This window comes from Acinetobacter junii, from assembly GCF_018336855.1.
Taxonomy (GTDB): Bacteria; Pseudomonadota; Gammaproteobacteria; order Pseudomonadales; family Moraxellaceae; genus Acinetobacter; species Acinetobacter junii.
In genome coordinates this window covers 233,730-258,419 of the sequence record NZ_CP059558.1, presented here as the reverse complement: position 1 = coordinate 258,419, position 24,690 = coordinate 233,730, and the positions used below count along the sequence as shown (strand labels likewise).

Below are 24,690 nucleotides of genomic sequence, written 5' to 3'. Positions count from 1 at the left end.
GACGGCAAACAAAAATGCAGCTTAAATAAGCTGCATTTTTTATTTAGGTATAAAAATCATCATCTAAATCGCATTTTATCTCTTAAATCCTTATTTTTGATTATTTATTCCACAATGCGCTTTATTTTTAAACATTCATTTATTTTTTTTAATTTTTCTTTAGAAAAGTGTTTGACACCCCACCTAATTCACCCTAATATACGCCCACCTCTGAAACGTCCCTATCGTCTAGAGGCCTAGGACATCGCCCTTTCACGGCGGTAACCGGGGTTCGAATCCCCGTAGGGACGCCAATATTTGTTATTGTTTTCAGATGTATGCCTCATATAAGTCCCTATCGTCTAGAGGCCTAGGACATCGCCCTTTCACGGCGGTAACCGGGGTTCGAATCCCCGTAGGGACGCCAAATTCTAAAAAGCCACTGCATTGACAGTGGCTTTTTTCTTATTCGCTTCCAATCCCAACTTGTACTTCTAAACGACCTGATTGTACGCGCAAGCCTCGAATCTCGAATTGATCTACTAATTGCTGAACCAACTCCCGACTTTCTTGCAAAATGTTTAATCCCGGTAAAATACTAAAGTCAGTCAAACTCAATAATTTATCGACCATCCATGAACGGTTATTAATGAAATCAATAAATCCAGCTTCTTCAAGATCGATATACCACAAGCGATGCCCCTCTTTTTGAATACCAGGTATATCGCGAACCAAGTGATTAATCAGAAATGGAATCGGTAGGGAGTTAATCAGCTCAAAACTCACGTTGCCGACACGACGTGTTGCCCAATTCGTTAAAGTTCCACCATGACGAACTTGCAAATCAAGATGTTCATCGACCTGACGCAAGCGTAAATATTTTTCTTGTCCTATCCGACACTCTAAAACATTGAATTCAAGCGACAGACGATACAAAAAACGACGATAGTGCCCATCCAGTTCGATATGAAAACGATCATTACCGCATTCGATTTTGATATCGTCGATTTCGGTACGATCAATGCGTTTACGAATTTGATTATTGAGCAACATTTCAGGTAAATAAAGCGTTAAGCTACTTTTGCCTAAAGATGCTCTAGCCATCGCCAATGCAACCTGACGAGCAGCTTCACTGGTTTCCGAAACCATGTCTCGCACAGTATTGCGTACACCTTCCACACCACGTTTCGTATGATGTGTAACATGATCCAATGCATCTAATGCCGCATCCGCCACACCTGCGATATTTCGCGAGGTATCACTAGCAAATTCAACTGCATCTTGTGCATGTTGTAATGTCTTATTGATTAGCCGACGTGATAAAGATGGTTTCGCAGTCACTTCATTGTCTGCAGGCATAATATCAAACATCGCCTTTTTATCATCTTGTCGATTCAAGATGCTCTCCCTCTTCCCTTTTTACTGGCTCAATACGAATGAGCTGCGATCTGCTTTCTGAACTTATTAGACGTTTTTAAGTAGATTAGCATGCTATCTAGAGCAATTTGCGTATTTTTGTTGCACAGAAATAAATAATCCTGATCAACATTTAGCCCTAGATGGCGTCTAAATTCTACTCCTCATCTTTATGAACGATATTCAATTCATCCTGATCGATCTGCTGTTTCTGCTGATCCAATAAAGCCTTATATTGTGCAAGCTCCTGTTGTATCGTGGCTATTTTGCTTGGAATGTCGTTATCGCTAAATGATCGACATTCTCTTAAAGCAACCCATGCCGCTTGTATGTTTTCAAAATCATTTGTTTTCTCAAGCTTTACTTGCATCCATTCCATCAATCTTTGTGCTCGACTCTGTCGCTCAAATTGGTAAGCAAACAGCGCACTCCACAAAGCTTGCTCAATCTGTTGTTTCAACAATGTTTGTTGTATTTGCTCAAAGAGCTTCAATTGCTGATCGTAATATACTGTGAGGATGTGCTCATAAAACCAATGTGCAAATTGAACCATCTCATCTACAATTTTCTCACGTTGCACAAACAGCTGCTCTCGATCAGGATGTTGCTTATTCAAACGGAACTCACCGAAATATGCATTGGTCCCTTGATCTAAAATAAGTTGAATATCTGCTAAATCAAGCAGCTCTCCTAGACGACGTGTTGAAGAAGCCAATTGTTCGAGCAGCTGTAGTCGAGAAAAAGGATCAGATAATGTCTCGATTGATGCAGGATCGGCTTCCATCTCTAACCAAAATTTAGTCAATAATCTTGTATCATGATTTAAATAGTGCTGAAACTGCTCTTCTCCAATCCATCGTCTGAAGGATTGTTGCAGCGTAGCAGTCAGCTCTAAACTCATTATAATTTGATCTGTACTGAGCAATTGGGGTGCACTGGCTATCACATCTTTACTCAAAGGAATATTTAAGTCTTTTACTCCAAAAATTCCTCCTAAAGTTTTACCCAATGAGTTTAAACCACGCCCAACATCTGCAAATACACTGGTTTCTGCACTTCGTGATTCCAAGATCGCAGATGGTAGTAACTTCGAAATTGATTGGTCTAATATTTTGTTGTAACTCTTTTGATCTATTGGTTTTTCAAATCGACACAACAAATCAATCGCATGCTCAACATCGCTAATACCTTTTTTGTACTCAGACTGGTTTCGATGAATGAGACACTCGATGTAACTATAAAAAGCAACTTCATTACGTTGTGTTGATTGTTGTGCTGCCCATTCATACAATTCGATCGCCTTTGAATATTCGGCGGCTCCAGCATATGATTTAGCTAATGCTGTAGCGTGCTGAACTGTAGGATATTGCTGGTAAAAATATCTCAATAAATCCAATTTTGGCTGTTGATCTAAACATTGATCCAATTGCCTTAAATAATGATTAATTTGTTGCTGATTAGGTTGAGTCACTAAAAAATTAAGCTGATACTCTAGACATTGTTCATACCAAGCATGTTTTCGGGCATGAAACTCATAGGCAGGGATAAATTCGTTCTCGATCAACTGAATGAGTTGACGTGTATACAGGACATCTTCCTCAGTCTCTGAATGAAACTTCCATTGCTTGGGCAAAGACATCTTAAATAAGCGCAGCAAAAAGTTAGCACTCAGATCTGGACTCTCCATACTCACCAACATCAATTTATCTTGAGTGGAAAGATGCTCTTTACCTTTTTGAATGCGTGATAAACGTAATTTTAGAATTTGAGTCGGTAACATACGTATTCTTCGAATGACTATTCGGTAACTCTTCAACTCAAATTAGCATGGCTGAATACTGCTTAGCGAATAGCTTTAGACGAAGTGCAAAATATATCAATCAAATTATCCAAACTGCTCTAGAATTGGCATACCTACAACTGAATCAGTAAATAAAACAATTTCATAGCCACAACATTTTAGCTTTTACACAATTTTCGCTAAAATAAGCAAAACCCTATAGGATAAATCTATGCAATACCGTTGCCCTAAATGTCAAAGCGTGAAAATTATGCCTGTCAGTCAGGGTGCAAATAGCCCTCGTCCCAATGTACCTAAAAGCTTAGTATTATTAGTTCCAGCGATCTTTATTTTACTGATCCTTGTCTTAATTAGCATTGGTATGTGGATTTTTGGAAATGGTGCAGGACAAGGCTTACAAATTGCGACAGTTGCTGTATTTGCTGTGTGTGTAATTGCAGGTGTTCTATTTTGGCGTGATCTTCCAGATTTTAAAATTTCAATGCAAGCCTTTATGCAAGCGCAAAAGCATTGGAAATGTCGTGATTGTAACCACGAATGGCAGAATTAATTTAAAAAATAGAAAAGTTCACATCAGCTCAATGCTGATGTGAATGTTCTTGTTCGGCATGTTGATGCGTATGCTGGCAGTTCATTTCAGCATCATCTTCAATTTGTAATGTCACCTCAGCTATACCATGTTCATGTGCCAACATTTCAGTCGCAGCTTGATGTAATTGCTTACGATCAGCATTTGGTGCAAATAAATGTACGGTCAGATGAATATTCTTTGAGGTAATCGCCCAAACCTTAAGTTGATGAATACTCTCAACACCCTGTAACGCCAATAAGTCATTACGCAGTTTTTCAATATCCACTTCTTCAGGTACACCTTCAAGGAGAATATTGATACTTTGACGAAGCAAAATCCAAGTTCTTGGTAACACCCAAAACCCAATTGCAACGGCAATAATCGTATCAACCCAATACCAATTGGTGTAGTAAATAATGACCGCACCAATGATCACACCAACTGAGCCAAGTGCATCACTTAACACTTCCAAATAAGCGCCTTTCATATTCAAACTTTCGGCTGCACTCGACATCAAAATCTTCATGGAAATAAGATTAATGACAAGACCCAAAGACGCAACGATAAGCATACCTACACTCTGAATCTCAGGAGGTTGTGTAAATCGTTGATAAGCTTCGTAAAGGATATAGATTGCAACAAAAAATAGCATGGAAGCATTAAATAACGCCGCCAAGATTTCAAAACGCTGATAACCAAATGTGCGTTTATTATCTGCTGGACGTTTAGCGATTTTAATCGCAGCCAAAGCAATCGCGAGTGCTGCCGCATCAGTAAACATATGCGCTGCATCGGACAGCAATGCCAAACTTTGTGTAATTAAACCTGCAATAACTTCGACGATTAAAAATGTTGTTGTCAGCACCAACGCAATCGTCAATTTTTTTGCGTTGCCTTCAGTAACTACAGCATGACTATGATCATGCCCTTGATGTCCACTCATGTTGGACTCCTTATCATTATCGGCGTAAAACCCATAGGGGTTTTACAAGTCAGCCAAAGTTGAAATGCTTTGGCTGGTTTAGTTTCTTCTTAATAAAATGCTTTACTAAGAAGATAACATAAATAGATTAAATGGTGCTTTCCTGACTTTTGCTGGATTTCGTCTCATTCATCCAACGATAAACGATTGGTAAAATGAGCAAGGTCAGTAAAGTTGATGAAATAATCCCACCAATCACCACAGTTGCTAAAGGACGTTGCACCTCTGCACCAGTACCAGTCGCAATTGCCATTGGAATAAAGCCAAGCGAAGCAACAAAAGCCGTCATTAATACAGGACGTAATCTTAAGATTGCTCCCTGCCATGTGGCTTTATGCACATCAAACTGCTCACGAAGTTCTTTAATAAAACTCAGCATCACAAGACCATTCAATACAGCGACACCTGACAGTGCGATGAATCCCACACCTGCCGACATTGACAGTGGAATATCTCGAAGCCAAAGTGCAACCAAACCACCAGACAATGCGAATGGCACGCCGCTAAAGACCAATAAACTTTCTTTAAAGTTATGGAACACAGCCATCAATAAAACAAAGATGGTAATTAACGCGAGTGGAATCACGATCTGCATACGTGCTGCAGCAGAAGCCAAATTCTCAAACTGCCCACCATATTCCAACCAATATCCCGCAGGTAGAGGTTGTTGTTTAAGGGTTGCTTGTAACTCTTGGACAAATGAACCCAAATCACGCCCTTCCACATTGGCAGTCACAATGACACGACGTTTACCATTTTCACGTCCGACCTGATTCATACCTGAAATGGTTTCCACCTTGGCAATATCTTGCAACTGAATCAAACCACCATTAGGCAATTGGATAGGTAGTTGAGCTAGGCTTTGTGCTGTACGTTGACTATCAGGTAAACGGATTTCAAAATCAAAACGGCGGTCACCTTGTAAAATCTGACCGACATTCTGACCACCGACACTCGCTGCAACAACATCTTGAATCGATTTCACAGATAAGCCATATTGCGCTGCAAGTGCATGATTGATATCTACATTTAACACAGGTAAACCACTAGTTTGTTCAACTTTGACCGCTGTTGCACCTGAGATCTTTTGTACTTTCTGAGCAATTGCTTGTGCTTGTGTATTGAGCACCTCCATATCATCGCCAAAAACTTTGATACCGACATCACTTCGTACACCCGAAATCAACTCATTAAAACGAAGCTCAATCGGTTGTGAAAACTCACTGTTGTTGCCTGGAATATTTTCAAGAAATGCCTGCATCCGTGTCCGTAACTCATCAATTGTTTCCTTTGGATTTTCCCACTGATCTCGTGGTTTTAATAAAATCACCGCATCGGAAATATTGGGTGGCATTACATCCGTTGCAACTTCAGCAGTACCTGTTCGAGCAAAAACAGCTTTAACTTCTGAGAAATTCTTTAAGATTAGTTTTTCAGTATTTTCCTGCATTCTTAAAGATTGTTCCAAACCTGTACTTGGAGAACGCATTTGCTGTAAAGCAAAATCCCCTTCACTCAATTGTGGCGCAAACTCACTACCAATTTGCGTGGTCAATACACCAGTCAAAACTAAAATACTCACCGCTAAAGTCACTACCACCATCTTAAATTGATATGCCCAATCTAGGATTTGTTGATATTTTCTTTTCAGCGCTTGCATCCAACGAGATTCTTTTTCTTTCACCTCACCTGTGATAAATAAAGCCACAGCCGCTGGAACAAAAGTCACCGATAAGATCATGGCGCCAAGCAATGCCATCACCACGGTCATCGCCATTGGATGGAACATTTTTGCTTCTACACCTGTTAGTGCAAAAATCGGCAAGTACACAACAATAATAATCGCCTGTCCAAACAGTAACGGCTTACGTGCTTGTTTGGCTGCAAGGAATACTTCTTTAAAGCGCTCACGACGTGTTAATAATCGACCTGCATGATGTTGTGCTTCTGCGAGCCGTCGAATACAGTTTTCGACAATCACCACTGCACCATCGACAATAATCCCGAAGTCCAATGCGCCTAGACTCATCAAATTGGCACTAATATTTTGCTCAGCCATTCCTGTTAAGGTAAACAACATCGAAAGCGGAATGACACAGGCCGTAATTAAAGCCGCACGGAAATTACCTAAGAAAACAAAGAGAATCACGATGACGAGGATCGCACCTTCAACTAAGTTCTTTTGAACAGTTTTAATGGCTTTATTGACTAAACTGGTACGATCATAAACCGTTTCAATTTCAACCCCTTTGGGTAAAGTCGGCTGAATTTCTTGAATTTTTGCATCTACCGCTTGGGCAACGGTACGACTGTTTTCTCCCATCATCATCATGGCGATACCTAATACCGTTTCTTCGCCATTGTAGGTTGCAGCGCCCGTACGTAAATCATGTCCAATCGCAACTGTTGCAATATCGGCTACACGTATGGGTAAACCATTTTTGACACTTACGGTAATATTTTGGATATCTTCAACAGTGCTCAACATGCCTGGAACACGGACAGTAAGCTGCTGACCATTTTCCTCAATAAATCCCGCACCACGGTTTTCATTATTTTCCTGTAGAGCTGTTTGAAACTCTGTCAGTGAAATTTGAAGCTGCTGCAAACGTTTTAAATCAGGAGAAACGATATAGGTTTTGTTGTAACCACCAATACTATTGATTTCAGCAACACCTTTCACTCGCTGCAATTGCGGACGCACAATCCAGTCTTGGATCTCGCGCAAATCCATAGCAGTATATGGCGTACCATCTTCTTTTTTGGCATCAGGTTTAGCTTTAATCACCCACTGGTAAATTTCGCCCAAGCCCGTAGAAACAGGTGACATGAGTGGATCAACTGCATCTGGCAACTGCCCATCGGCTTCTTGCAAACGTTGATTAATTAACTGTCTCGCCCAGTAAATATCAGTGCCATCTTTGAAAATAATAGTGACTTGCGATAAACCATAACGTGAAATTGAACGAGTTTGCTCTAAGTTTGGAATCCCTGCCATGGCGGTTTCAATCGGATAAGTAATCCGCTGTTCGACTTCGAGAGCTGTATAACCATTGGCTTGGGTATTAATTTGCACTTGGGTATTGGTAATATCTGGCACTGCATCAATCGGCAGTTTTTGATAACTCCATACCCCAACCGCAATCCACGTCATCACAAACAACATGACCCAAATCGCATTACGGATCGCAAATTGAATAATGCGATCAAATAAGCCCTCTGGCTTCGGCAATTGAGAGGAATTAGTGTCCATGCGCAGCCTCTCCTTTCTCAAGCTCTGATTTCAGCAAGAAGCTTCCTTCAGCCACATAAGATTGACCTGCTGTTAAACCTTGGGTAATTTCAACCCATTGTCCATCTTGGGTACGCTGTCCAACTTGCACAGGTACTGCAACAAAATCAAAGCCTTTGTTTTGATTTGCTTTTGCAACAAAAACGGTATCTTTACCTTCAACCTGTTGAATCGCCTGTGCATTGACGCGGATAGCCGACTGTTTTGAGCCTGCTTGTAGCTCTACATTCACCATCAAATTTGGACGTAATTCGGCTGCATTTGACAATACTTTAGCACGTACTTGTAAACGCCCTGTTTGTGCATCGGCTTCAGTCGTAAGACTTTGCACTTGTGCGTTAAATTGATTGCCCGTTTGCAAAGATTTGAAGCGAATTTGTTGATTTGGCTGAACATTAACGTTCGCCACCGTTGGCATAACAAATTCCAACCAAAGTTGATCGAGTTGATCAATAGTGAACAACTGATCTGCAAGTTGGACATTTTCCCCAATCACAATATCTTTATTACTGATCACACCATTAATCGGTGCTGTCAAAGTGTAACGACCACTAGAATTCGAACCTGCACCAAAAGCTGTTAAACGTGAGCGAGCGGCTTGCACCTGAATTTGCGCTTGGCGATAAGCATTATAAGCACGCTGATAATCTTGTTTTGCAGAAATTCCCTGCGACCACAAACTGCGTTCACGTTCATAATCTTGTTTTGCCAAATCCAAATTTGTCTGCGCAATTTGTAAATTGGCTTGTTGATCGACTAAATCGGGTACCAACAAATTTGCTAGAGCTTGACCACGCTTGACTTGCTGGCCCAATTCAACATACACAGACTCCACTCGCCCTGCAAAACTCGGCGAAACGTGTGCTTGTCGATCCGTATTGACCATTATCTTTGCTGGAAAGGTCTGAACTTGATTGACTGCACCCAAAGCAACTTGAGCAAGTTTGACGTTTTGCTGTTGCATTTGCTCATTGGTCAGAGTGAGTTTTTCCTCGTCTTCCGCCTGCTCTTTTTCACCTTCAGCACCTTCTTTTTCATTTTCTTGATGGGCATGCTCTTGCTCTGCATTCTCTGTGGTTTCAGCTTTTGAACCCCATAACACAGCTCCAGCAAGTATTCCTGTGACAACAATAATGATGCTAATCCAAACCCATTGAGAACGTGTTTTTAATGTGTTGCCCATGTTTATTCTCCTAATTGGTTTGGAAATGAATTACTTTGTTGCCAAACACGTTGATTCAATTGCATCAGTGCATCTTTGGCTGTGATTTGCTCGACAGGAAGACCCATACGCGCACTTTGAACTTCTACACTCAACTGCCATGCTTGTTTAAGGAGTTGTACTTTACGCAAGCGAACATCTTGTAATTGGGTGGTCGCTTGCTGCACGTCAGTCACAGCAAATTTACCAAGACGAAAACCTTCTAAGGTTTTTTGCTGAACTTGAGTTGCCAAGGGCACCTGCTGATCATTCAGTTGTTTAAATTGCATGTGTAAGCCACGTAATTCTGCAAGGCGAACATCGATATCCATCTGATTTTGTTGACGGTAGAAACGCTGTTGCTGTTGAATCAGTGTTTGTTTAGCCTCTGCAATCTGAATACCGTATTTTTGTGGATTAAAAATATTAAGAGGAATCTCAACGCCTAAACGAATTTGATTTTCAGTGTTTTGATCTGCTGATCGAGTCCGATTCACCCCTAAGGTCATAATCGGCTGAGGACGAGATTTTGCTTTGAGCTGCTCGATATTGGCTTGTTGACGTTGCGTTTCTAATTGCAAACTTCGCTCAAACAAATTCTCAATGTTTTGTTCATCAGTCTTCACAGCTGTGGCTCTTGCCCAAAGCTCATTGACAGTTGGTGCAATCATAAATTGATTCGCATCACTGCCCCAGAAACTGGCTAATTGTTTCTGTGCGACTTGCAGCTGTAAATCAGCCTGCTGAAAAATACGCTGATTCTCTAAATGAGCCATACGCACACGTTCGACATCAACTTGAGCAATACTACCGGCCTGATAGCGTTTTAAAGTGGCATCTAAATTTTGCTGACTCACTTGCAACTGTTCTGCGATCAATGACTTTTCTAATTGGAATAACGCCACTTGCGACCATGCGTATTGCACAATCAAATCAAGCTCTGCATTGTAACGTTGCTGTTCTAAATCAACTTGAGTTGCCGAAAGTTGAGCGACTTTCTGTGCTGCGCGACGCTGACCAAAAAGATCCAAAGGTTGTGAAACACCAATTGCGAGCTCTTGATCTTTATTACTTTGTAAGCCTGTTTGTTCCACTGAAATACTTGGATTGGCCCATAAAGCACTTTGTTTGAGCTGTGCACTCGCCATCTGTTGTTGTGTTTGCCAACTCGACTGATTCGCTTGATAGCTACGAATCTGTTCAAGGATCTGATCAAAACTAGCATTTCTTTGCATAGCACGATTGGGTGACTGATTGGCATCCAACAATGACTCTGCTTGCACAGATTGATTAGAAATCACCATTGCCAGTGTTAGCAAAAGAACTGAACATTTTGATGAAAATGCATAAGCACTTGGTTTTAGTGCATACGACCTATGCGTATTACTACGCTGATTAAAACTGGAAGACATAATGAAGCCCCGCAAATAAAGGAAAATTGCGGTGGGCTATTTTTCGGCTACCCCACCTATAGCGGGGCAAAAAGCGGCGGTGGGTTTAATCTAGATAAATGCGGGGATTGGTAGGAATTCGACCAAATATAATTTTGCTTGAATTCTTTGACTCTAAGCAAAGGTTCATCAAGCTGTTGCTGTGCTTCAATCATCACAACATGAAAACAGGATGGCAAATGATCATGGTGATCCTGTAAATTCAAAGACATCGGTAAATCAGAGGCTTCCTGATCGGAAACCACTGAATAATGAGTCGATGCAATAGAACTTTCTGGAACATGATGACCAAAGTGCGTAACCACGCTGCTATTTGTCGTATTGATATTTTCATGTCCACAATACGCAGCCGCCACGTTCCAAAGACTTTGAAACATGAACAAACTGAGCAAGACGGTAATAAAAATACTAGAACGCTGCAAAGGTTACTCTTTTAGATAAAAATTGCACAGATGAACTATAGCAAGTAAGGTCAGTGTAATAAAATTACATTTCGGTCAGTTTAAATAAAAACCAACATTGCTGACCTTTAACTACTTAGTTCGACCGTATTCATGTTCAATCTTATTTTTGTTGAGCACTTAACTGCTCACCATGATTGACTTGCTTGTTTTTCGTTTCCTTTTGCGCTTGTAAATTCTTTTCCAAGAACATCAAGCCACCATCAGCGTGCGCTGTACCAGCAAAAAGACAGAAAACTAAGACACATAACTTTAGATTAACTTTAGATAACATAATTCAGACCCTATTCAAAAAATTCATCAATTATTGGAAAAACGCCAATAACCAAATCAGATAAACAGCCCTAGTTTGAGTAAGCTCTGAAGCTTAGATAACTCGTACCAAGACCAAAATAAAACTAAAAAACAGTTGCTTAAAACCACCTAAAAATAGATGGGATCACACCTAAAAGCCGAAGCTTTTCAAATAATTGAACCAGTGCCGCAATCCAAAAGAACCAGACTACATGCACCAAGAAAATCCGAAAATGTTTAGGCGAAATCTGATAGCATTCAGGTTCTGTATACTTTTTAAAACTCGGAATAAACCGAGGAATGCGATCCATATACGCTAAATACTTCATCCCATATTTCTTGCTCAAAAATTTTTCTTCTTGACTAATCACATAGTGGTAATAAATCAGAAAATAAACAGTGAATATCAATGGGAATAAAAATGTTTCAGTTAAAAACATGATCCCGACACCACCTAAATAACTAAATAGATATAATGGATTGCGACATAATGAATATGGACCCTCCATTACCAATTTATTATTTTTATACCCTGAAATATAAATGCTGCACCAAATCCTCCCCATTGCTCCAACACCTACAAATAACCACCCCATCAACCATAAAAAATACCCGATTAATGAAGCATGAAAATGCCATTTGCTTAAACTTAATGCAACTATTATTAGGAGGAAAAAACCGATAAATCTTGAACTTAGCGTTCTAATTTTAGATGAAAGCAAATAACTCATAAATAAATACCTCCAAAAATCAAATATTTTGATTTTTTAAAAGATATATTATTCACTTGATATTTGAATGCATTTAAAACAACAACCCTAATAGCATTATCAAATAAACCATTTGGTAAATACCTATCATATACAAAGTGATATTTACCATTGTAATAATCAACTAAAAACAACGAATAAACTAAATTCAATGAAGGTTTCTTTAATATAAAGAAAATCCCACCCATATATTTAGAGTATTTTTTACATAAATAATTAAGCATAATATAACCCTTTGAAATAGACCTATTTCTGGTGGGTTATTTTTCGGCTACCCCACCTATAGCAGGGTAAAGACAGGAGGTGGGTCTGAAATGAACAAATCAGGGGATTGATAGAAGTTTAGCCAAGTATATTTTTGTTTTAATTCATATATTTGAGATAAAATATATTCAACATCATTTTGTTGATTGAACACGGCAAGCTGAAAACACGAAGGTAAATGATCGTGATGATTGACTGTCAAAACTGGATCAGAATCTTGTTCAGTGATTGCAAAAGCATCTTGATTCTTTGAAGATTTGTCAATGTCGTGATGACCAAAATGAGTCGTTATAGTAAGTGGTTCTATCGTCTGTTCATGTGGGCAATACGCAGCCGCCACGTTCCAAATACTTTGGAATATGAATAAGCTAAGTAAGACGGTCATAAATATACTAGAACGACGCACTTTTATATCAAATGTTCAAATAATATGTAGACTATATCAAGTAAGCTTGATGTAATAAAATTACATTACACAAAAGCTAATATTTTTAATTTAGTCTTAAACTATCTAGGCTCTCCAATCCTATAAACAATAAAATTATTATGCATATCAATCCTGATCACTTTTTAGAAACTTCACTTGGTCGAGTTTTTACGCCTGAACGAAATCAAACAGCATGGGAAAAATGTTTTAATGTTCTAAAACATGAAATTCTTTTCAATCCCAAAATACAAAAAATTTATGTTCTCATCGGTGCCCAAGCTGCTGGAAAAAGTTCGTGGGCGGAAAACAAAATCAAAAATGAACCGAATAACATTGTCTTTGATGCAATCTTAGTCCAGAAAATGGAAAGAGCATCTATTATTAGAATTGCCAATCAGCATAATATTGAATGTATAGCAGTTATGTTTAGAACACCCTTATCTGTTTGCCTTGAGCGAAATAGTAAAAGAAACCCTGATACAAAAGTGGATGAACAAGCTCTCAAGAATGTTTTTGCAGCGCTTGAAGCTCCCTCACTAGATGAAGGATTTAGAAATATTATTTTAGTATGAATAAAAAACCAGCCCTGAGGCTGGTTTTTTATTAGCAGAAATTAACCGCTAATTTTTTTGTATTTGGTACGTTTTTGAGCCGCATCTTCACCTAAACGTGACTGACGGTATGCTTCATATTCTGCATAGTTACCAGTATAGAATTCTGGTTGTTCGTTTTCAAACGACAAGATATGCGTTGCAATACGGTCAAGGAACCAACGGTCATGCGATACTACCATTACCGTACCAGGGAATACCAAAATAGCATCCTCTAGTGCACGTAAAGTTTCGATATCCAAATCGTTTGATGGCTCATCCAGTAGGATTACGTTAGCGCCCATTTGAAGGATCTTGGCAAGTTGTAAACGGTTACGTTCACCACCAGATAATTCACCTACGCGTTTTTGCTGATCTTGACCTTTAAAGTTAAAGCGACCGATATATGCACGTGATGCAATTTCGTAATCACCAATTTTTAAGATATCTAAACCACCAGAAACCTCTTCCCAAACAGTTTTATTGTTGTCTAGGGTGTCACGGATCTGACCAACATAAGCCACTTTAACTGAATCACCTAATGTCACAGTACCTGTATCAGGTTGCTGCTCACCAGTCATCATACGGAATAACGTCGTCTTACCTGCACCGTTTGGACCAACGATACCAACAATCGCTGTAGGCGGTACAGTAAAGCTTAAGTTCTCGTACAATACGCGACCATCAAACGATTTACTGATACCTTCAACTTCAACAACCTTATTACCTAGACGTGGACCAGGTGGAATGTAGATTTCAGACGTTTCATTACGCTGTTGGAATTCTTTAGAGTTAAGCTCTTCAAAACGTTCCATACGCGCTTTGTTTTTCTTTTGCTGACCTTTCGCATTTGAACGAACCCATTCAAGTTCTTTTTTCAATGCTTTAGCAAAAGATTCTTCTTGTTTCTGTTCTTGCTCTAAACGCGCATTCTTTTGCTCTAACCAAGAAGAATAGTTACCTTGATAAGGAATACCATGTCCACGGTCAAGTTCAAGAATCCATTCAGCCACGTTATCTAAGAAATAACGGTCATGCGTAATCGCAACGATAGTACCAGGGAAATCTTTTAAGAAACGCTCTAACCAAGTAACTGATTCAGCATCCAAATGGTTTGTTGGTTCATCTAGAAGCAACATGTCTGGCTTAGAAAGCAATAAACGACACAATGCTACACGACGGCGCTCACCACCTGAGAGTTTAGTAACATCAGCATCCCAAGCAGGAAGATTTAATGCGTCAGCAGCAATTTCAAGTTGATTATTGAGATTATGGGCATCCCAAGCATGAATAATTGATTCTAACTTTTCTTGCTCTTTTGCAAGTGCATCAAAATCTGCATCAGGGTCAGCGTATTCAGCAAAAACTTGATCAAGACGTTCTAGAGCATCAAGTGCCTCACGTACGCCATCTTCAACGTTTCCGCGAACATCTTTAGTAGGATCAAGTGGCGGTTCTTGTTCTAAGTAACCGATTTTGATTCCAGGTTGTGCACGAGCTTCACCAGAGAAATCTTTATCTACGCCCGCCATAATACGGAGCAAGGTAGACTTACCTGCACCGTTTAAACCAAGCACACCAATTTTTGCACCTGGGAAAAATGATAAAGAGATGTCTTTTAAGATTTCGCGCTTAGGCGGAACCATCTTCGACACTCGGTTCATCGTATAAATATATTGGGCCACGCAGGACTCCTCAATTGAAAAACCAATACATCGCAAAAAGCGAAAAATAATCGCACGTATTATACGCTGAAAACCCAATCAACATGAAGTTAAGTTAGATTTTGTTTGTGCCAATTAAAAGCATTTTCTTTTTCAAGACATTACGCCATTTGATTAAAAACACACACCAAGTCTTATGCAGCCACATCTTGCTATAGATATGAATAAAAACGCTATAAATCGCATAATTTATGCACCATTTTGGATAAGTTTTAGGCTACACTCGCTGATTATTTAACTCACGAAGATGATGTAATCATGACATACAAAGATGAAACTTTAGCCATTCATGCGGGATATTCACCAGAAGCAACCACCAAAGCAGTGGCTGTTCCAATTTATCAAACAACATCTTATGCCTTTGATAACACTCAACATGGTGCCGATTTATTTGATTTAAAAGTTCAAGGCAATATTTATACTCGAATCATGAATCCCACCACAGCAGTACTTGAGCAACGTATCGCTGCACTGGAAGGCGGGATTGGCGCTTTGGCACTAGCATCAGGAATGGCTGCAATTACCTATTCGATTCAAACGATTGCTGAAGCTGGAGATAATATTGCATCCGTATCTACTTTATACGGTGGTACTTACAACTTATTTGCTCATACTCTGCCTAAGCAAGGCATCGAAGTTCGTTTTTTTGATTATCAAAACCCAGAAGCACTACGTTCAATCATTGACGACAAAACTAAGTTAGTTTTCGTTGAATCGATTGGTAATCCACTTGGTAATATTATTGACCTCGAAGCAATTGCCAAAATCGCCCATGAATATGGTGTACCTGTCATTGTTGATAACACAGTGGCAACACCTGCTCTACTCAAACCATTTGAGTTTGGTGCCGATATCGTAATTCATTCACTCACTAAATATATCGGTGGTCATGGCAACAGCATTGGCGGCATTATTGTGGATAGTGGGAAATTCCCTTGGGGTAAATATCCTGAACGTTTTAAAACTTTAAATACTCCTGATCCAAGCTACCACGGCGTGAACTATGTCGAAGTATTAGGTGAAGCCGCCTATATCGCACGTGCGCGGGTCGTTCCATTACGTAATACTGGCGCTGCAATTAGCCCACTCAGTGTATTTTTGATTTTACAAGGATTAGAAACCCTAAACCTACGTATGGAACGTCATACCGAAAATGCCCTGAAAGTTGCCGAATATCTGAAACAACATCCAAAAGTAAAATGGGTGAACTATGCAGGTCTTAGTGACCACCCACAGCATAAATTGGCACAAAAATACGTGAAAGGTAAACCTTCAGCGATCCTTTCCTTTGGAGTTCAAGATGGTCGTGAAGGAGGAACTCGTTTTATTGATGCATTACAGTTGTTTACTCGTCTCGTAAACATTGGTGATGCAAAGAGTTTGGCATGCCATCCAGCAACTACAACTCATCGCCAATTGAATGCAGAAGAACTTCAATCTGCAGGCGTGAGTGAAGATCTCGTTCGTTTATCTGTTGGTATTGAGCATATTGATGATCTGATTGCCGACCTCGAACAAGCTCTTGCACACGTATAATTTATAAGCAAAAGAAGAAGCCCCATAATTGGGGCTTATTTTTTATACAAAAACCATTAAATATTCGTTCTTTTTCAAGTATTACAATATCTTGTTTTAGAGTTTTTACTCTAAAAAAATTATTATATTTCAAACATTTAAACTAGACAAACCTAAAATATCGGTTAATATTACACCAAAATAAAGTGCAGTGTTTAATCGCAATAAGAACGCATTGCAAACAACAGCTTGATTAATGTAGGTAACGTACATGAACGCAAAACTCAAAAAACTTTTTAATCAAAAAGTCGACGGTAAAACAATCATTGTCACTGGTGCTTCAAGTGGTATTGGTTTAACGGTTTCAAAACACCTCGCTCAAGCTGGTGCGCATGTCTTATTGCTCGCTCGTACCAAAGAAACTTTGGATGAAGTAAAAGCAGAGATCGAAGCAAACGGAGGAAAAGCATCGGTATTTCCGTGTGATTTAAATGACATGGAATCAATTGATGCGGTTTCGAAAGAAATCCTTGCCTCAGTTGATCATATTGATATTCTGATTAACAATGCAGGCCGCTCAATTCGTCGTGCTGTGCATGAGTCGATTGATCGTTTCCATGATTTTGAACGTACTATGCAACTGAATTATTTTGGCGCAGTTCGTTTAGTACTCAATGTATTACCGCACATGATGCAACGTAAAGATGGTCAAATCATCAATATCAGCTCAATCGGTGTACTTGCCAATGCAACTCGCTTCTCAGCTTATGTTGCGTCTAAAGCTGCATTAGATGCTTTCAGCCGTTGTTTATCTGCTGAAGTGCATTCTCATAAAATTGCAATTACTTCGATTTATATGCCTTTAGTCCGTACGCCAATGATTGCACCGACTAAGATCTATAAATATGTACCGACTCTTTCACCTGAAGAAGCAGCTGACCTAATTGCTTATGCTATCGTGAAACGTCCGAAGAAAATTGCGACACACTTGGGTCGACTAGCTTCAATCACCTATGCAATTGCACCTGATATCAACAATATCTTGATGTCGATTGGCTTTAATTTATTCCCTAGCTCGACAGCATCAGTGGGTAAGCAAGAGAAATTAAATCTAATCCAACGTGCGTATGCGCGCTTATTTCCAGGCGAACACTGGTAATCTGCGATAATTTGAAAAGCCTCCTCTACGGAGGCTTTTTTATGTACAAAAATACAATGTGTATAAATCCAGACTTATCCACAGGGTGTTGATTATCTAAGCAGATTTCGGCTGTTGTCCGACCCAACGACTGGTTTTTTCTAAAGCCAATTTCAAATCGGTTTCGTGTATATTCCACTTTTGAATCAGTTGAGTCAATAAAGTCGTATTCAGTGGCTCAGTTCGAATAAAATCTAACATTTCCTTAGACATCTCTAACTTCTGAGCCAGCCATTTCCATTTTAGTATCACTCTTAAGACAGCTAAAGGCACATAGCGGGTAGGTGCTTGCTGATTAACTTGTGTAGCGATGATATTAAACATCTCAGCTAAAACAAAACGTTGTTGATGAGCTACCAACAGCTCACGTTGGGCTAAACTGTTCTCGGTTGCAGCAAGTGCCATGACTTTCACCAAGTAATCTACTGTCACCAGTGGCAAATAATGTTGAGGTGTGGCAGGTATTGCACCCATTTTTTTCCGCTTTAATAAATCCACCATTTGGGCAATCGGTTGATTGTCAGGAATTTCTCCCGTAAGCGCATCGCCCACTACAGTTGCTGGATGAATGATTGTCCAATCAATCTTTAATTCTTCTGCCAATCTCATCCATGCATAATGAGCTTCAATTTTGGATGCCTCATACGCACCCAATTGTTGATAAACCCTATTCCAATCAGTGGTTTCAGGTTGATCGAGACAAATTCCCGCTTGTTGTAAATGCGAGTGAATAGTCAACATGTACCCTGAAACGTGGGTGGCACGTTCTAATTTGCAGTATTTATTCAGACTTGAAAGTAAATTCAGTGCCCCTTCAACATTAACCTTGCGCGCATGTCGCATACTTAAATCCCAAGCAAACAATGCACTACTGTTGTACAAAGTATTCACTTGCTGCAATTGTTCCCAAGTGCTGCTCTCTATGCCCAAATCAACTTGCGTCACATCACCTTGCACACACTGAAAACGCTCTAAATTTATATTTCGATTTCTCAGCCAATCTTCGAGCTGTCTTTGCTGCTGAGCTTTATTACGGAGCAATGCAAAAACTTGATGTCCTTGTTGTAACAATTCGGCAATCAAAAACCGCCCAACAAATCCTGTAGCACCAGCAACAAATGCGACTTGTAAAGATTGCTCTACTTTTAAAGTTGTTTGTTTCATTTGAATGACTCTTTTTTGTCGTTGTAGGAATAGGCTAAAGGATGGAGTACACTCAAAGGTCAAGGGTATTTTTATAAAAACTCAAAAATAAAAAGGTCTTATTATGTTGATTGGACAATTATCTAAACATAGCGAATTAAGTAAGGATACTATTCGTTTTTATGAGAAAATGGCGCTTATACAATCAGTTACTTGCGCTAATGGCTACAAAGACTATCCAGAGCAAACTTTGCAACAACTATTATTAATTCGAACGGCAAAAAATTTGGGATTCTCACTCAATGAAATTAAACAAATTTTAGAAATGACCTCAGAACAAGAAATACCTGCGCATCAAATGCAAAATATCTTTCAAGAAAAACTCGCGGCGATAGATGAAAAAATCTTTCAACTCCAACAAATTCGAAACATGCTGAGCCAATTCACTCAAGGTGAACCGTGTCCTTTGCGAAGGGATTGTTCTATTCCACAATTAAAGTAATTGTTTTTTAAAAAATTACTATTTAATCGTCACTATATTCTTACTGCTAAAGCCTTCTAGAACTCTCAGGTCTTTCTCACCATCTAAAAACACAGTCATAAAAAGCATACAAAATAGTGTCATTTTCATGCTTTTTTAGCGGTATATAACAAACGGTAAAGATTCAGTAACAGAATCTTGCTTAGTGTAGAAAGGATCAGATATGAGTCAGACATATAGCAAGGAAGAAAGAACGAGCCGCATTAAAGGCATCGTTGGTGCAGCGTCAGGGAATTTAGTGGAATGGTTTGATTTTTATATCTACGCCGTTTTTGCTGCTTATTTTACTCATGCATTAACCGCTCCAGATATGGAACCCACGACCAAAGCCATTTATGTGTGGGGGGTGTTTGCAGCGAGTTTCTTTATGCGTCCAATTGGTAGCTGGTTGTTTGGACGAATTGCTGATCGGCATGGTCGTAAAAAATCGATGGTGATCTCGATTTGCCTGATGGCACTCAGCTCATTTCTTTTTGCTGCCCTACCAACCTATGATCAAGTCGGTATGCTCGCTCCATTTTTATTACTGATGGTTCGCTTATTACAGGGGTTATCTGTAGGTGGTGAATATGGTGCAGTTGCCACCTATATGAGTGAACTGGGTTTAAAAGGTCAGCGTGGTTTTTTTGCTTCTTTTCAATACGTCACCTTATCAGGAGGCCAACTACTAGCAAGCTTACTTGGGGTCATCTTACTGGGCTTCATGACCGAACAACAATTAAATGATGGGGGATGGCGTATTCCCTTCGTGATTGGTGGTGTCGCTGCATTACTTTCATTAGCTGCACGTAGCCGTTTAGAAGAAACCTTATCAAATGAAGATGCTGAACGTGAAGAATCGGGAAGCTTAATTGCACTATTAAAGCAACATTGGAAAACTTTCTTATTGGTGGTGGGTTATACCTCAGCAGGTTCACTGACATTTTATGTAGTGACTGTATATTCAAAGACCTACCTAACCAATATTGGCATGGATGGTAAAACAGTGGGGTTTATCATGACCACTGCTTTATTTGTTTTTATGATCGCTCAACCTTTTTTTGGAATGTTGTCTGATCGAATTGGCCGTCGTGCCTCTATGCTCGCTTTTAGTCTATTGAGTGCTATTTTCATCTATCCCGTGATGGTAACAGGAATGCGTAGTTTTGCAGACTCGCCTGTGATTATTACCTTATTGCTCATTTTCTTGATGATGTTGTTGAGCTTCTACACTTCAATTAGTGGTTTGGTCAAAGCAGAAATGTTCCCGCCTCATGTACGCGCATTAGGTGTTGGTTTCTCCTATGCGGTGGGTAATGCACTATTTGGTGGTTCTGCACCTTCTGTTGCACTGTTATTCAAAGATGCAGGCATTGAAAATACATTCTTCGTATATGTCATTATCATGTTGATCATTTGTTTCTTCTGTAGTTGGGCATTACCGAAAAAACCTGAATATTTAGAACATGACCACTGATAAAATTTAATCATTTAAATCAACCACTTTTGTTCTACTAAAAGTGGTTTTTTATTTTTATTGATCAAGATAAGGATTAAATTTAACTAAATATTTAAACCCACTTTGTACCACCATCGCAGTACGTGATTTCGGACGAGCTCGAGCTTCATGTTGGGTGAATTCAATCATATGTTGATTAAAATCTAAACGTGGATATTGTTGATTTAACTGTGTTCTGAATGTAGTAGAGAACTCAAAACCACGGCTGCCTATCACATCACAACTGGCTGCTTGTTGTAGTAAATGAGCTTCTACACCATCCTCAAGCGCCACGAATGGATTCATATGCATACTGATCGCATCAAATAATTGATCAGCACGTGGTATTTGCCAACCACGTTGTATTGACCAATCTTTGGCTGCATAAGCGCCCTGTCCCGCAAAGCAGCGACAGTTTGCATGGTGTTGGTAATGCTGCTCAGTCATTCCCAAATCATGCAACAAACATGAAACTGCTAATAACTCCTCATCAGTTTTTAGCTTTTGAAGCTTGGAAAATGCAACGGCGTAATACCAAGTCCTCAAACAATGATTTTGTAAAGCAATTGAGCTACAGGACTGCATCTTTTCAATTGCGTGTTTGATCTCGACACTATCAGGCAAATGCAAATCATCTATCTGTAATATTTTTGGTGCTTTCATCAAACTACCTGCAAATGCATACATTTTTACACTTTGCTGGAGTACAGGCAGCAAACTATGACTTAACAATCTCATACGATCTGTTAAGGATAAATCACCTGAAGTTTGAACCATCCATACCTGTCGACCGATTTGCATTTGACCCACCAATAAAATTAGAGTAATTACTCTAATTTTTATAAGTATTCTGTTTAGATGTCAACTCAGGATAATAAACATTCCAGAAATCAACTAATTCAACCAAAATACCAAACCATAAAAGCATGCCAAACTTAATATAATCGTTAACAAGGTATGACGAACTACATAAGCAATCAAAATCGTCAAAATCGTGGCGAGAAAATAAGGATTGAGTAAACTCTCACGAAATGCACCATGCTCATCCATAAACACGATTGGGGTGGCAATTGCAGTCAATAAACATGGAGCAGAATACTGCAAAGATTGTTGAAACCATTTCGGCAGTCGCAAAGGAAGATTAGGTTCAAGCAATATATAGCGATTCATAAATACAACTAATGCCAGAATAATCAGGATAAACCAAGTCATACTTTACGCTCCCGAAAATTCTGTAAGCAAGTCGCAGCAAACATCCCGATCACTCCAGCCATGATTGCTGCACTTTTAATCCCTAGACTTAAAAAAACCACAGTTAATGTGACCGAAATAAGAACCCCAACCAAAGTATTTAAGTTTTTAATAAATGGAACCACGATTGCAATAAAAGTTGCCACGATCGAAAAATCGAGATGGTATTGATCTAAATTAGGGACTGCAGAAGCAAGGAATACACCACAAGCGCTAAACAGTACCCAACACAAATAAAAACAAAGTCCAGCACCAAGTAGATAATGAATATAATGTTGTTGCTTTTTAACGCTCACCGCGAACAATTCATCCGTCAGCAAAAAACCCAGCATCAAACGATTTTTTAAGGGTTGTTTGGAGATATCTTCTCGCAAGTACAAAGCATATAAATAATGCTGTGTAGTAATCAGAAAAACTGAAATAATGATCGTTAACGCAGGTGTACCCGCCATCACAAGTCCCAAGGTCATCAACTGTGCTGCACCCGCAAAGACAAGTGCAGACATTGCTATGGCTTGCATGGTTGTAAGGCCTGCTTGAATCGCCATCGAACCTGCCAACAAGCCCCAAGGTAATACGGCAAAACACAATGGAAGTATTTTGATCACTCCATTTAAAAATGCCCGTGATTCGGTCATCGAGGTATGATCTATGTTTTCAGCTATCATCTACATCACAATCATTGATTAAAAACCCAATGACTATGCCAAATCTAGATCATCCAAGCTTGTATAAAATTGCTGTTTTTTTATTTGAGATAAGCAATATAACCGCCTGGCGTAATACCAAACGTTTGACGAAAATGCCGACTAAAATGACTTTGATCTGAGAAACCACATTGCTGTGAAACTTCTGATAAGTTCAAACCCTGTCTCAATAATTTTTGTGATTTCTGTAATCGCGCTTGGATCAACCACGCATGTGGTGAGAGTCCAACATGCTTTTTAAATTGACGTAAAAAATGCCACTGGCTCAGATTCGCCATTTCAGCCAATTCGATGAGTGAAAACTCTTGCTCAGGCATACTCGCCATTAATTCTTTAATATTTAAAATACGCTTTTTTGCATTACTGAGGTCAGCGGCATGCTGTTTTGTTTGGCTATATTTTGAGATTAGCCAAGCAATCGTCGATAAGAACAAGGTTTGTTTGAGCAAGGTATTGCTCGGTTGTTCTAACAAATCAAATAGTAATCGTAATTGCTGTGCCAAACCTTCGTCATGCAACACGGCTTCTCTAAACCACGGTGCTGTGCCATGAATAGTCGTGAGATCACGCGTCAGTTCATGGAAAATTTCTGGAGTTGGATAAATTGCTCGATAACGCCAGCCCGTTTCTACCGCAGATGAGCCAGTATGTACTTCATCAGCATTCACCAAAATAATATCGCCTTGCGGTGCGACATGATTGCCCCCTGTACGATAAAAACGTTGCGCACCCTCTTCAATCACACCGATACAAAATCCTTCATGAACATGTCGCGAGAACTCCTGTTGAAAGTAACTGGCTTTCAACATTTCTAAACCACCCAATTCTTCAAGGTGTAAATAATCGACTTGTTCTCGAGGTCTGCGCGACATCACGACCTCCTAAGGCATGTATGCATCATTTCAGGTTAACGCGATTTAGATAGATTTATAGAACAAAATTGCTTTTTTTACCGCATAATTCTTATCAAAACTTTAGGATTCAAGATGAAACTCCAAGAGGATATATTTATCTGATAATTCAAAACAAATTATTTCTGTCATACCTATTGGATTTCTTTCATCAATTGTTTCTTTAATTTCCCAACCTATTTTAGGAATATCCATCATATTTAATCGTTCTTTTAATTGCTCTATATCATTCATATCTTCTTCAGAATGTTTAAGATCAGCAACGATACTGGAAATTAGTTGTTTAATTTCAATATCACCCACACATTGAGTATTAAGAGAACCTAGCCATGTAGGAATATCTACTCGTTTTTCCCAAGATAATTCTGTTATAAGATGTGATGTAAAAGGATTATTCAAAAAAGCTTTTAAAAGAAAGTGATCAATACCATTAGAATTGATTTTAGAATCTATTACACACCATATATGACTACATTGACATGTAAGCATTGCAACATCATAGTCTAGTTTTGGTTTCCCCCCTTTTATCTTTTCATTTAAATCAAGTAGTTTATTTAAATCAAAATTTATCACTTCTTCTACTCCATTTTTTATAAAACTCAATAATGAGAGTATTTACTATAAAAAATTAAATACCAATCTCGATAAATTTTATTGAGTTTAGAATCCAACATTCTGATTGCTATCATCTTATACGGAATCTTAATTTAATTATGAAGATTGA

General features: G+C 39.1%; 24 protein-coding genes and 2 tRNA genes. 8 read left to right on the top strand and 18 right to left on the bottom strand.

Annotated features, from left to right (window positions below):
• Positions 1-217 precede the first annotated feature (217 nt).
• Together H2677_RS01230 and H2677_RS01225 are read left to right on the top strand one after the other, a co-directional pair.
• Positions 218-293, top strand: a tRNA-Glu gene (locus tag H2677_RS01230).
• Between the two features lie 37 nt (positions 294-330).
• Positions 331-406: transfer RNA gene (locus H2677_RS01225), tRNA-Glu, on the top strand.
• A 38-nt stretch (positions 407-444) separates the two neighbouring features.
• On the opposite strand, the gene H2677_RS01220 is transcribed toward H2677_RS01225, so the two are convergent.
• Both H2677_RS01220 and H2677_RS01215 read right to left on the bottom strand, forming a co-directional pair.
• A complete protein-coding gene (locus tag H2677_RS01220; RefSeq protein WP_004951512.1) occupies positions 445-1,377 on the bottom strand; it encodes a hypothetical protein in 933 nt (310 codons plus the stop codon).
• Positions 1,378-1,552: 175 nt separating this feature from the next.
• Positions 1,553-3,175: a hypothetical protein gene (locus H2677_RS01215; RefSeq protein ID WP_212638987.1), complete on the bottom strand. Its 1,623-nt coding sequence runs from the start codon at positions 3,173-3,175 to the stop codon at positions 1,553-1,555.
• A 232-nt stretch (positions 3,176-3,407) separates the two neighbouring features.
• Between H2677_RS01215 and H2677_RS01210 the strand changes: the two genes are divergently transcribed.
• Positions 3,408-3,746 (top strand): hypothetical protein, encoded by a 339-nt coding sequence (locus tag H2677_RS01210; protein WP_004909706.1) that lies wholly within the window; start codon positions 3,408-3,410, stop codon positions 3,744-3,746.
• A gap of 28 nt (positions 3,747-3,774) precedes the next feature.
• Here the strand turns inward: H2677_RS01210 and H2677_RS01205 are convergent, their stop codons facing one another.
• The 9 genes from H2677_RS01205 to H2677_RS01165 form a co-directional block, all read right to left on the bottom strand.
• The gene (locus H2677_RS01205; RefSeq protein WP_004909708.1) at positions 3,775-4,710 is read right to left on the bottom strand and encodes a cation diffusion facilitator family transporter; all 936 of its coding nucleotides are present in this window, start codon (positions 4,708-4,710) and stop codon (positions 3,775-3,777) included.
• Between the two features lie 127 nt (positions 4,711-4,837).
• Entirely contained in the window at positions 4,838-8,002 is a 3,165-nt protein-coding gene (locus tag H2677_RS01200; protein WP_004951505.1) for an efflux RND transporter permease subunit, read from the bottom strand.
• Complete coding sequence (locus tag H2677_RS01195) at positions 7,992-9,224, bottom strand: efflux RND transporter periplasmic adaptor subunit (RefSeq protein ID WP_129261438.1); 1,233 nt, start codon at positions 9,222-9,224, stop codon at positions 7,992-7,994. The genes H2677_RS01200 and H2677_RS01195 overlap by 11 nt, the downstream gene beginning before the upstream one ends.
• Before the next feature lie 2 nt (positions 9,225-9,226).
• Complete coding sequence (locus H2677_RS01190; RefSeq protein ID WP_075696019.1) at positions 9,227-10,654, bottom strand: TolC family protein; 1,428 nt, start codon at positions 10,652-10,654, stop codon at positions 9,227-9,229.
• 56 nt (positions 10,655-10,710) lie between these two features.
• The gene (locus tag H2677_RS01185) at positions 10,711-11,115 is read right to left on the bottom strand and encodes a cation efflux protein, CzcI-like (protein ID WP_075696018.1); all 405 of its coding nucleotides are present in this window, start codon (positions 11,113-11,115) and stop codon (positions 10,711-10,713) included.
• A 142-nt stretch (positions 11,116-11,257) separates the two neighbouring features.
• A complete protein-coding gene (locus tag H2677_RS01180) occupies positions 11,258-11,428 on the bottom strand; it encodes a hypothetical protein (RefSeq protein WP_164978057.1) in 171 nt (56 codons plus the stop codon).
• Between the two features lie 139 nt (positions 11,429-11,567).
• Positions 11,568-12,179: a methyltransferase family protein gene (locus H2677_RS01175; RefSeq protein WP_212638986.1), complete on the bottom strand. Its 612-nt coding sequence runs from the start codon at positions 12,177-12,179 to the stop codon at positions 11,568-11,570.
• Positions 12,176-12,442 carry a hypothetical protein gene (locus H2677_RS01170; protein ID WP_212638985.1) on the bottom strand — a complete coding sequence of 89 codons (267 nt, stop codon included), beginning with the start codon at positions 12,440-12,442 and terminating at the stop codon, positions 12,176-12,178. The genes H2677_RS01175 and H2677_RS01170 overlap by 4 nt, the downstream gene beginning before the upstream one ends.
• Before the next feature lie 56 nt (positions 12,443-12,498).
• On the bottom strand, positions 12,499-12,867 hold the full coding sequence (locus tag H2677_RS01165) for a cation efflux protein, CzcI-like (RefSeq protein WP_212638984.1): 369 nt from the start codon (positions 12,865-12,867) through the stop codon (positions 12,499-12,501).
• A gap of 161 nt (positions 12,868-13,028) precedes the next feature.
• Between H2677_RS01165 and H2677_RS01160 the strand changes: the two genes are divergently transcribed.
• Positions 13,029-13,481 carry an AAA family ATPase gene (locus H2677_RS01160; RefSeq protein WP_212638983.1) on the top strand — a complete coding sequence of 151 codons (453 nt, stop codon included), beginning with the start codon at positions 13,029-13,031 and terminating at the stop codon, positions 13,479-13,481.
• Positions 13,482-13,522: 41 nt separating this feature from the next.
• On the opposite strand, the gene ettA is transcribed toward H2677_RS01160, so the two are convergent.
• Positions 13,523-15,184, bottom strand: coding sequence for an energy-dependent translational throttle protein EttA (ettA, locus tag H2677_RS01155; protein ID WP_004909725.1), 1,662 nt, complete (start codon positions 15,182-15,184; stop codon positions 13,523-13,525).
• A gap of 297 nt (positions 15,185-15,481) precedes the next feature.
• Between ettA and H2677_RS01150 the strand changes: the two genes are divergently transcribed.
• Both H2677_RS01150 and H2677_RS01145 read left to right on the top strand, forming a co-directional pair.
• The gene (locus H2677_RS01150) at positions 15,482-16,759 is read left to right on the top strand and encodes an O-acetylhomoserine aminocarboxypropyltransferase/cysteine synthase family protein (RefSeq protein ID WP_168154568.1); all 1,278 of its coding nucleotides are present in this window, start codon (positions 15,482-15,484) and stop codon (positions 16,757-16,759) included.
• Between the two features lie 250 nt (positions 16,760-17,009).
• Positions 17,010-17,897: an SDR family NAD(P)-dependent oxidoreductase gene (locus H2677_RS01145; RefSeq protein WP_004951483.1), complete on the top strand. Its 888-nt coding sequence runs from the start codon at positions 17,010-17,012 to the stop codon at positions 17,895-17,897.
• Positions 17,898-17,993: 96 nt separating this feature from the next.
• Here the strand turns inward: H2677_RS01145 and H2677_RS01140 are convergent, their stop codons facing one another.
• A complete protein-coding gene (locus tag H2677_RS01140; protein ID WP_212638982.1) occupies positions 17,994-19,100 on the bottom strand; it encodes an SDR family oxidoreductase in 1,107 nt (368 codons plus the stop codon).
• Between the two features lie 103 nt (positions 19,101-19,203).
• Between H2677_RS01140 and H2677_RS01135 the strand changes: the two genes are divergently transcribed.
• Entirely contained in the window at positions 19,204-19,581 is a 378-nt protein-coding gene (locus H2677_RS01135; RefSeq protein WP_004909736.1) for a MerR family DNA-binding protein, read from the top strand.
• A gap of 202 nt (positions 19,582-19,783) precedes the next feature.
• Positions 19,784-21,076, top strand: coding sequence for an MFS transporter (locus H2677_RS01130; RefSeq protein WP_004951479.1), 1,293 nt, complete (start codon positions 19,784-19,786; stop codon positions 21,074-21,076).
• A 57-nt stretch (positions 21,077-21,133) separates the two neighbouring features.
• On the opposite strand, the gene H2677_RS01125 is transcribed toward H2677_RS01130, so the two are convergent.
• The 5 genes from H2677_RS01125 to H2677_RS01105 all read right to left on the bottom strand — a co-directional run bounded on the left by H2677_RS01125 (position 21,134) and on the right by H2677_RS01105 (position 24,539).
• Entirely contained in the window at positions 21,134-21,898 is a 765-nt protein-coding gene (locus tag H2677_RS01125) for an HD domain-containing protein (RefSeq protein WP_212638981.1), read from the bottom strand.
• A 93-nt stretch (positions 21,899-21,991) separates the two neighbouring features.
• Positions 21,992-22,309 carry an AzlD domain-containing protein gene (locus tag H2677_RS01120; protein WP_004909748.1) on the bottom strand — a complete coding sequence of 106 codons (318 nt, stop codon included), beginning with the start codon at positions 22,307-22,309 and terminating at the stop codon, positions 21,992-21,994.
• On the bottom strand, positions 22,306-23,016 hold the full coding sequence (locus H2677_RS01115) for an AzlC family ABC transporter permease (RefSeq protein WP_212638980.1): 711 nt from the start codon (positions 23,014-23,016) through the stop codon (positions 22,306-22,308). Before H2677_RS01115 ends, H2677_RS01120 begins: the two co-directional genes overlap by 4 nt.
• Positions 23,017-23,096: 80 nt before the next feature.
• Positions 23,097-23,927 carry an AraC family transcriptional regulator gene (locus H2677_RS01110; RefSeq protein ID WP_212638979.1) on the bottom strand — a complete coding sequence of 277 codons (831 nt, stop codon included), beginning with the start codon at positions 23,925-23,927 and terminating at the stop codon, positions 23,097-23,099.
• 102 nt (positions 23,928-24,029) lie between these two features.
• Positions 24,030-24,539, bottom strand: coding sequence for a hypothetical protein (locus H2677_RS01105; protein WP_212638978.1), 510 nt, complete (start codon positions 24,537-24,539; stop codon positions 24,030-24,032).
• Positions 24,540-24,690 lie beyond the last annotated feature (151 nt).

Coding starts and splice junctions, on each gene's coding strand:
- H2677_RS01215 (WP_212638987.1), bottom strand. CDS start 3,175: ATGTTACCGACTCAAATTCTAAAATTACGTTTATCACGCATTCAAAAA.
- H2677_RS01210 (WP_004909706.1), top strand. CDS start 3,408: ATGCAATACCGTTGCCCTAAATGTCAAAGCGTGAAAATTATGCCTGTC.
- H2677_RS01205 (WP_004909708.1), bottom strand. CDS start 4,710: ATGAGTGGACATCAAGGGCATGATCATAGTCATGCTGTAGTTACTGAA.
- H2677_RS01200 (WP_004951505.1), bottom strand. CDS start 8,002: ATGGACACTAATTCCTCTCAATTGCCGAAGCCAGAGGGCTTATTTGAT.
- H2677_RS01195 (WP_129261438.1), bottom strand. CDS start 9,224: ATGGGCAACACATTAAAAACACGTTCTCAATGGGTTTGGATTAGCATC.
- H2677_RS01190 (WP_075696019.1), bottom strand. CDS start 10,654: ATGTCTTCCAGTTTTAATCAGCGTAGTAATACGCATAGGTCGTATGCA.
- H2677_RS01180 (WP_164978057.1), bottom strand. CDS start 11,428: ATGTTATCTAAAGTTAATCTAAAGTTATGTGTCTTAGTTTTCTGTCTT.
- H2677_RS01175 (WP_212638986.1), bottom strand. CDS start 12,179: ATGAGTTATTTGCTTTCATCTAAAATTAGAACGCTAAGTTCAAGATTT.
- H2677_RS01170 (WP_212638985.1), bottom strand. CDS start 12,442: ATGCTTAATTATTTATGTAAAAAATACTCTAAATATATGGGTGGGATT.
- H2677_RS01165 (WP_212638984.1), bottom strand. CDS start 12,867: ATGACCGTCTTACTTAGCTTATTCATATTCCAAAGTATTTGGAACGTG.
- H2677_RS01160 (WP_212638983.1), top strand. CDS start 13,029: ATGCATATCAATCCTGATCACTTTTTAGAAACTTCACTTGGTCGAGTT.
- H2677_RS01150 (WP_168154568.1), top strand. CDS start 15,482: ATGACATACAAAGATGAAACTTTAGCCATTCATGCGGGATATTCACCA.
- H2677_RS01145 (WP_004951483.1), top strand. CDS start 17,010: ATGAACGCAAAACTCAAAAAACTTTTTAATCAAAAAGTCGACGGTAAA.
- H2677_RS01140 (WP_212638982.1), bottom strand. CDS start 19,100: ATGAAACAAACAACTTTAAAAGTAGAGCAATCTTTACAAGTCGCATTT.
- H2677_RS01135 (WP_004909736.1), top strand. CDS start 19,204: ATGTTGATTGGACAATTATCTAAACATAGCGAATTAAGTAAGGATACT.
- H2677_RS01130 (WP_004951479.1), top strand. CDS start 19,784: ATGAGTCAGACATATAGCAAGGAAGAAAGAACGAGCCGCATTAAAGGC.
- H2677_RS01125 (WP_212638981.1), bottom strand. CDS start 21,898: ATGCAAATCGGTCGACAGGTATGGATGGTTCAAACTTCAGGTGATTTA.
- H2677_RS01120 (WP_004909748.1), bottom strand. CDS start 22,309: ATGACTTGGTTTATCCTGATTATTCTGGCATTAGTTGTATTTATGAAT.
- H2677_RS01115 (WP_212638980.1), bottom strand. CDS start 23,016: ATGATAGCTGAAAACATAGATCATACCTCGATGACCGAATCACGGGCA.
- H2677_RS01110 (WP_212638979.1), bottom strand. CDS start 23,927: ATGTCGCGCAGACCTCGAGAACAAGTCGATTATTTACACCTTGAAGAA.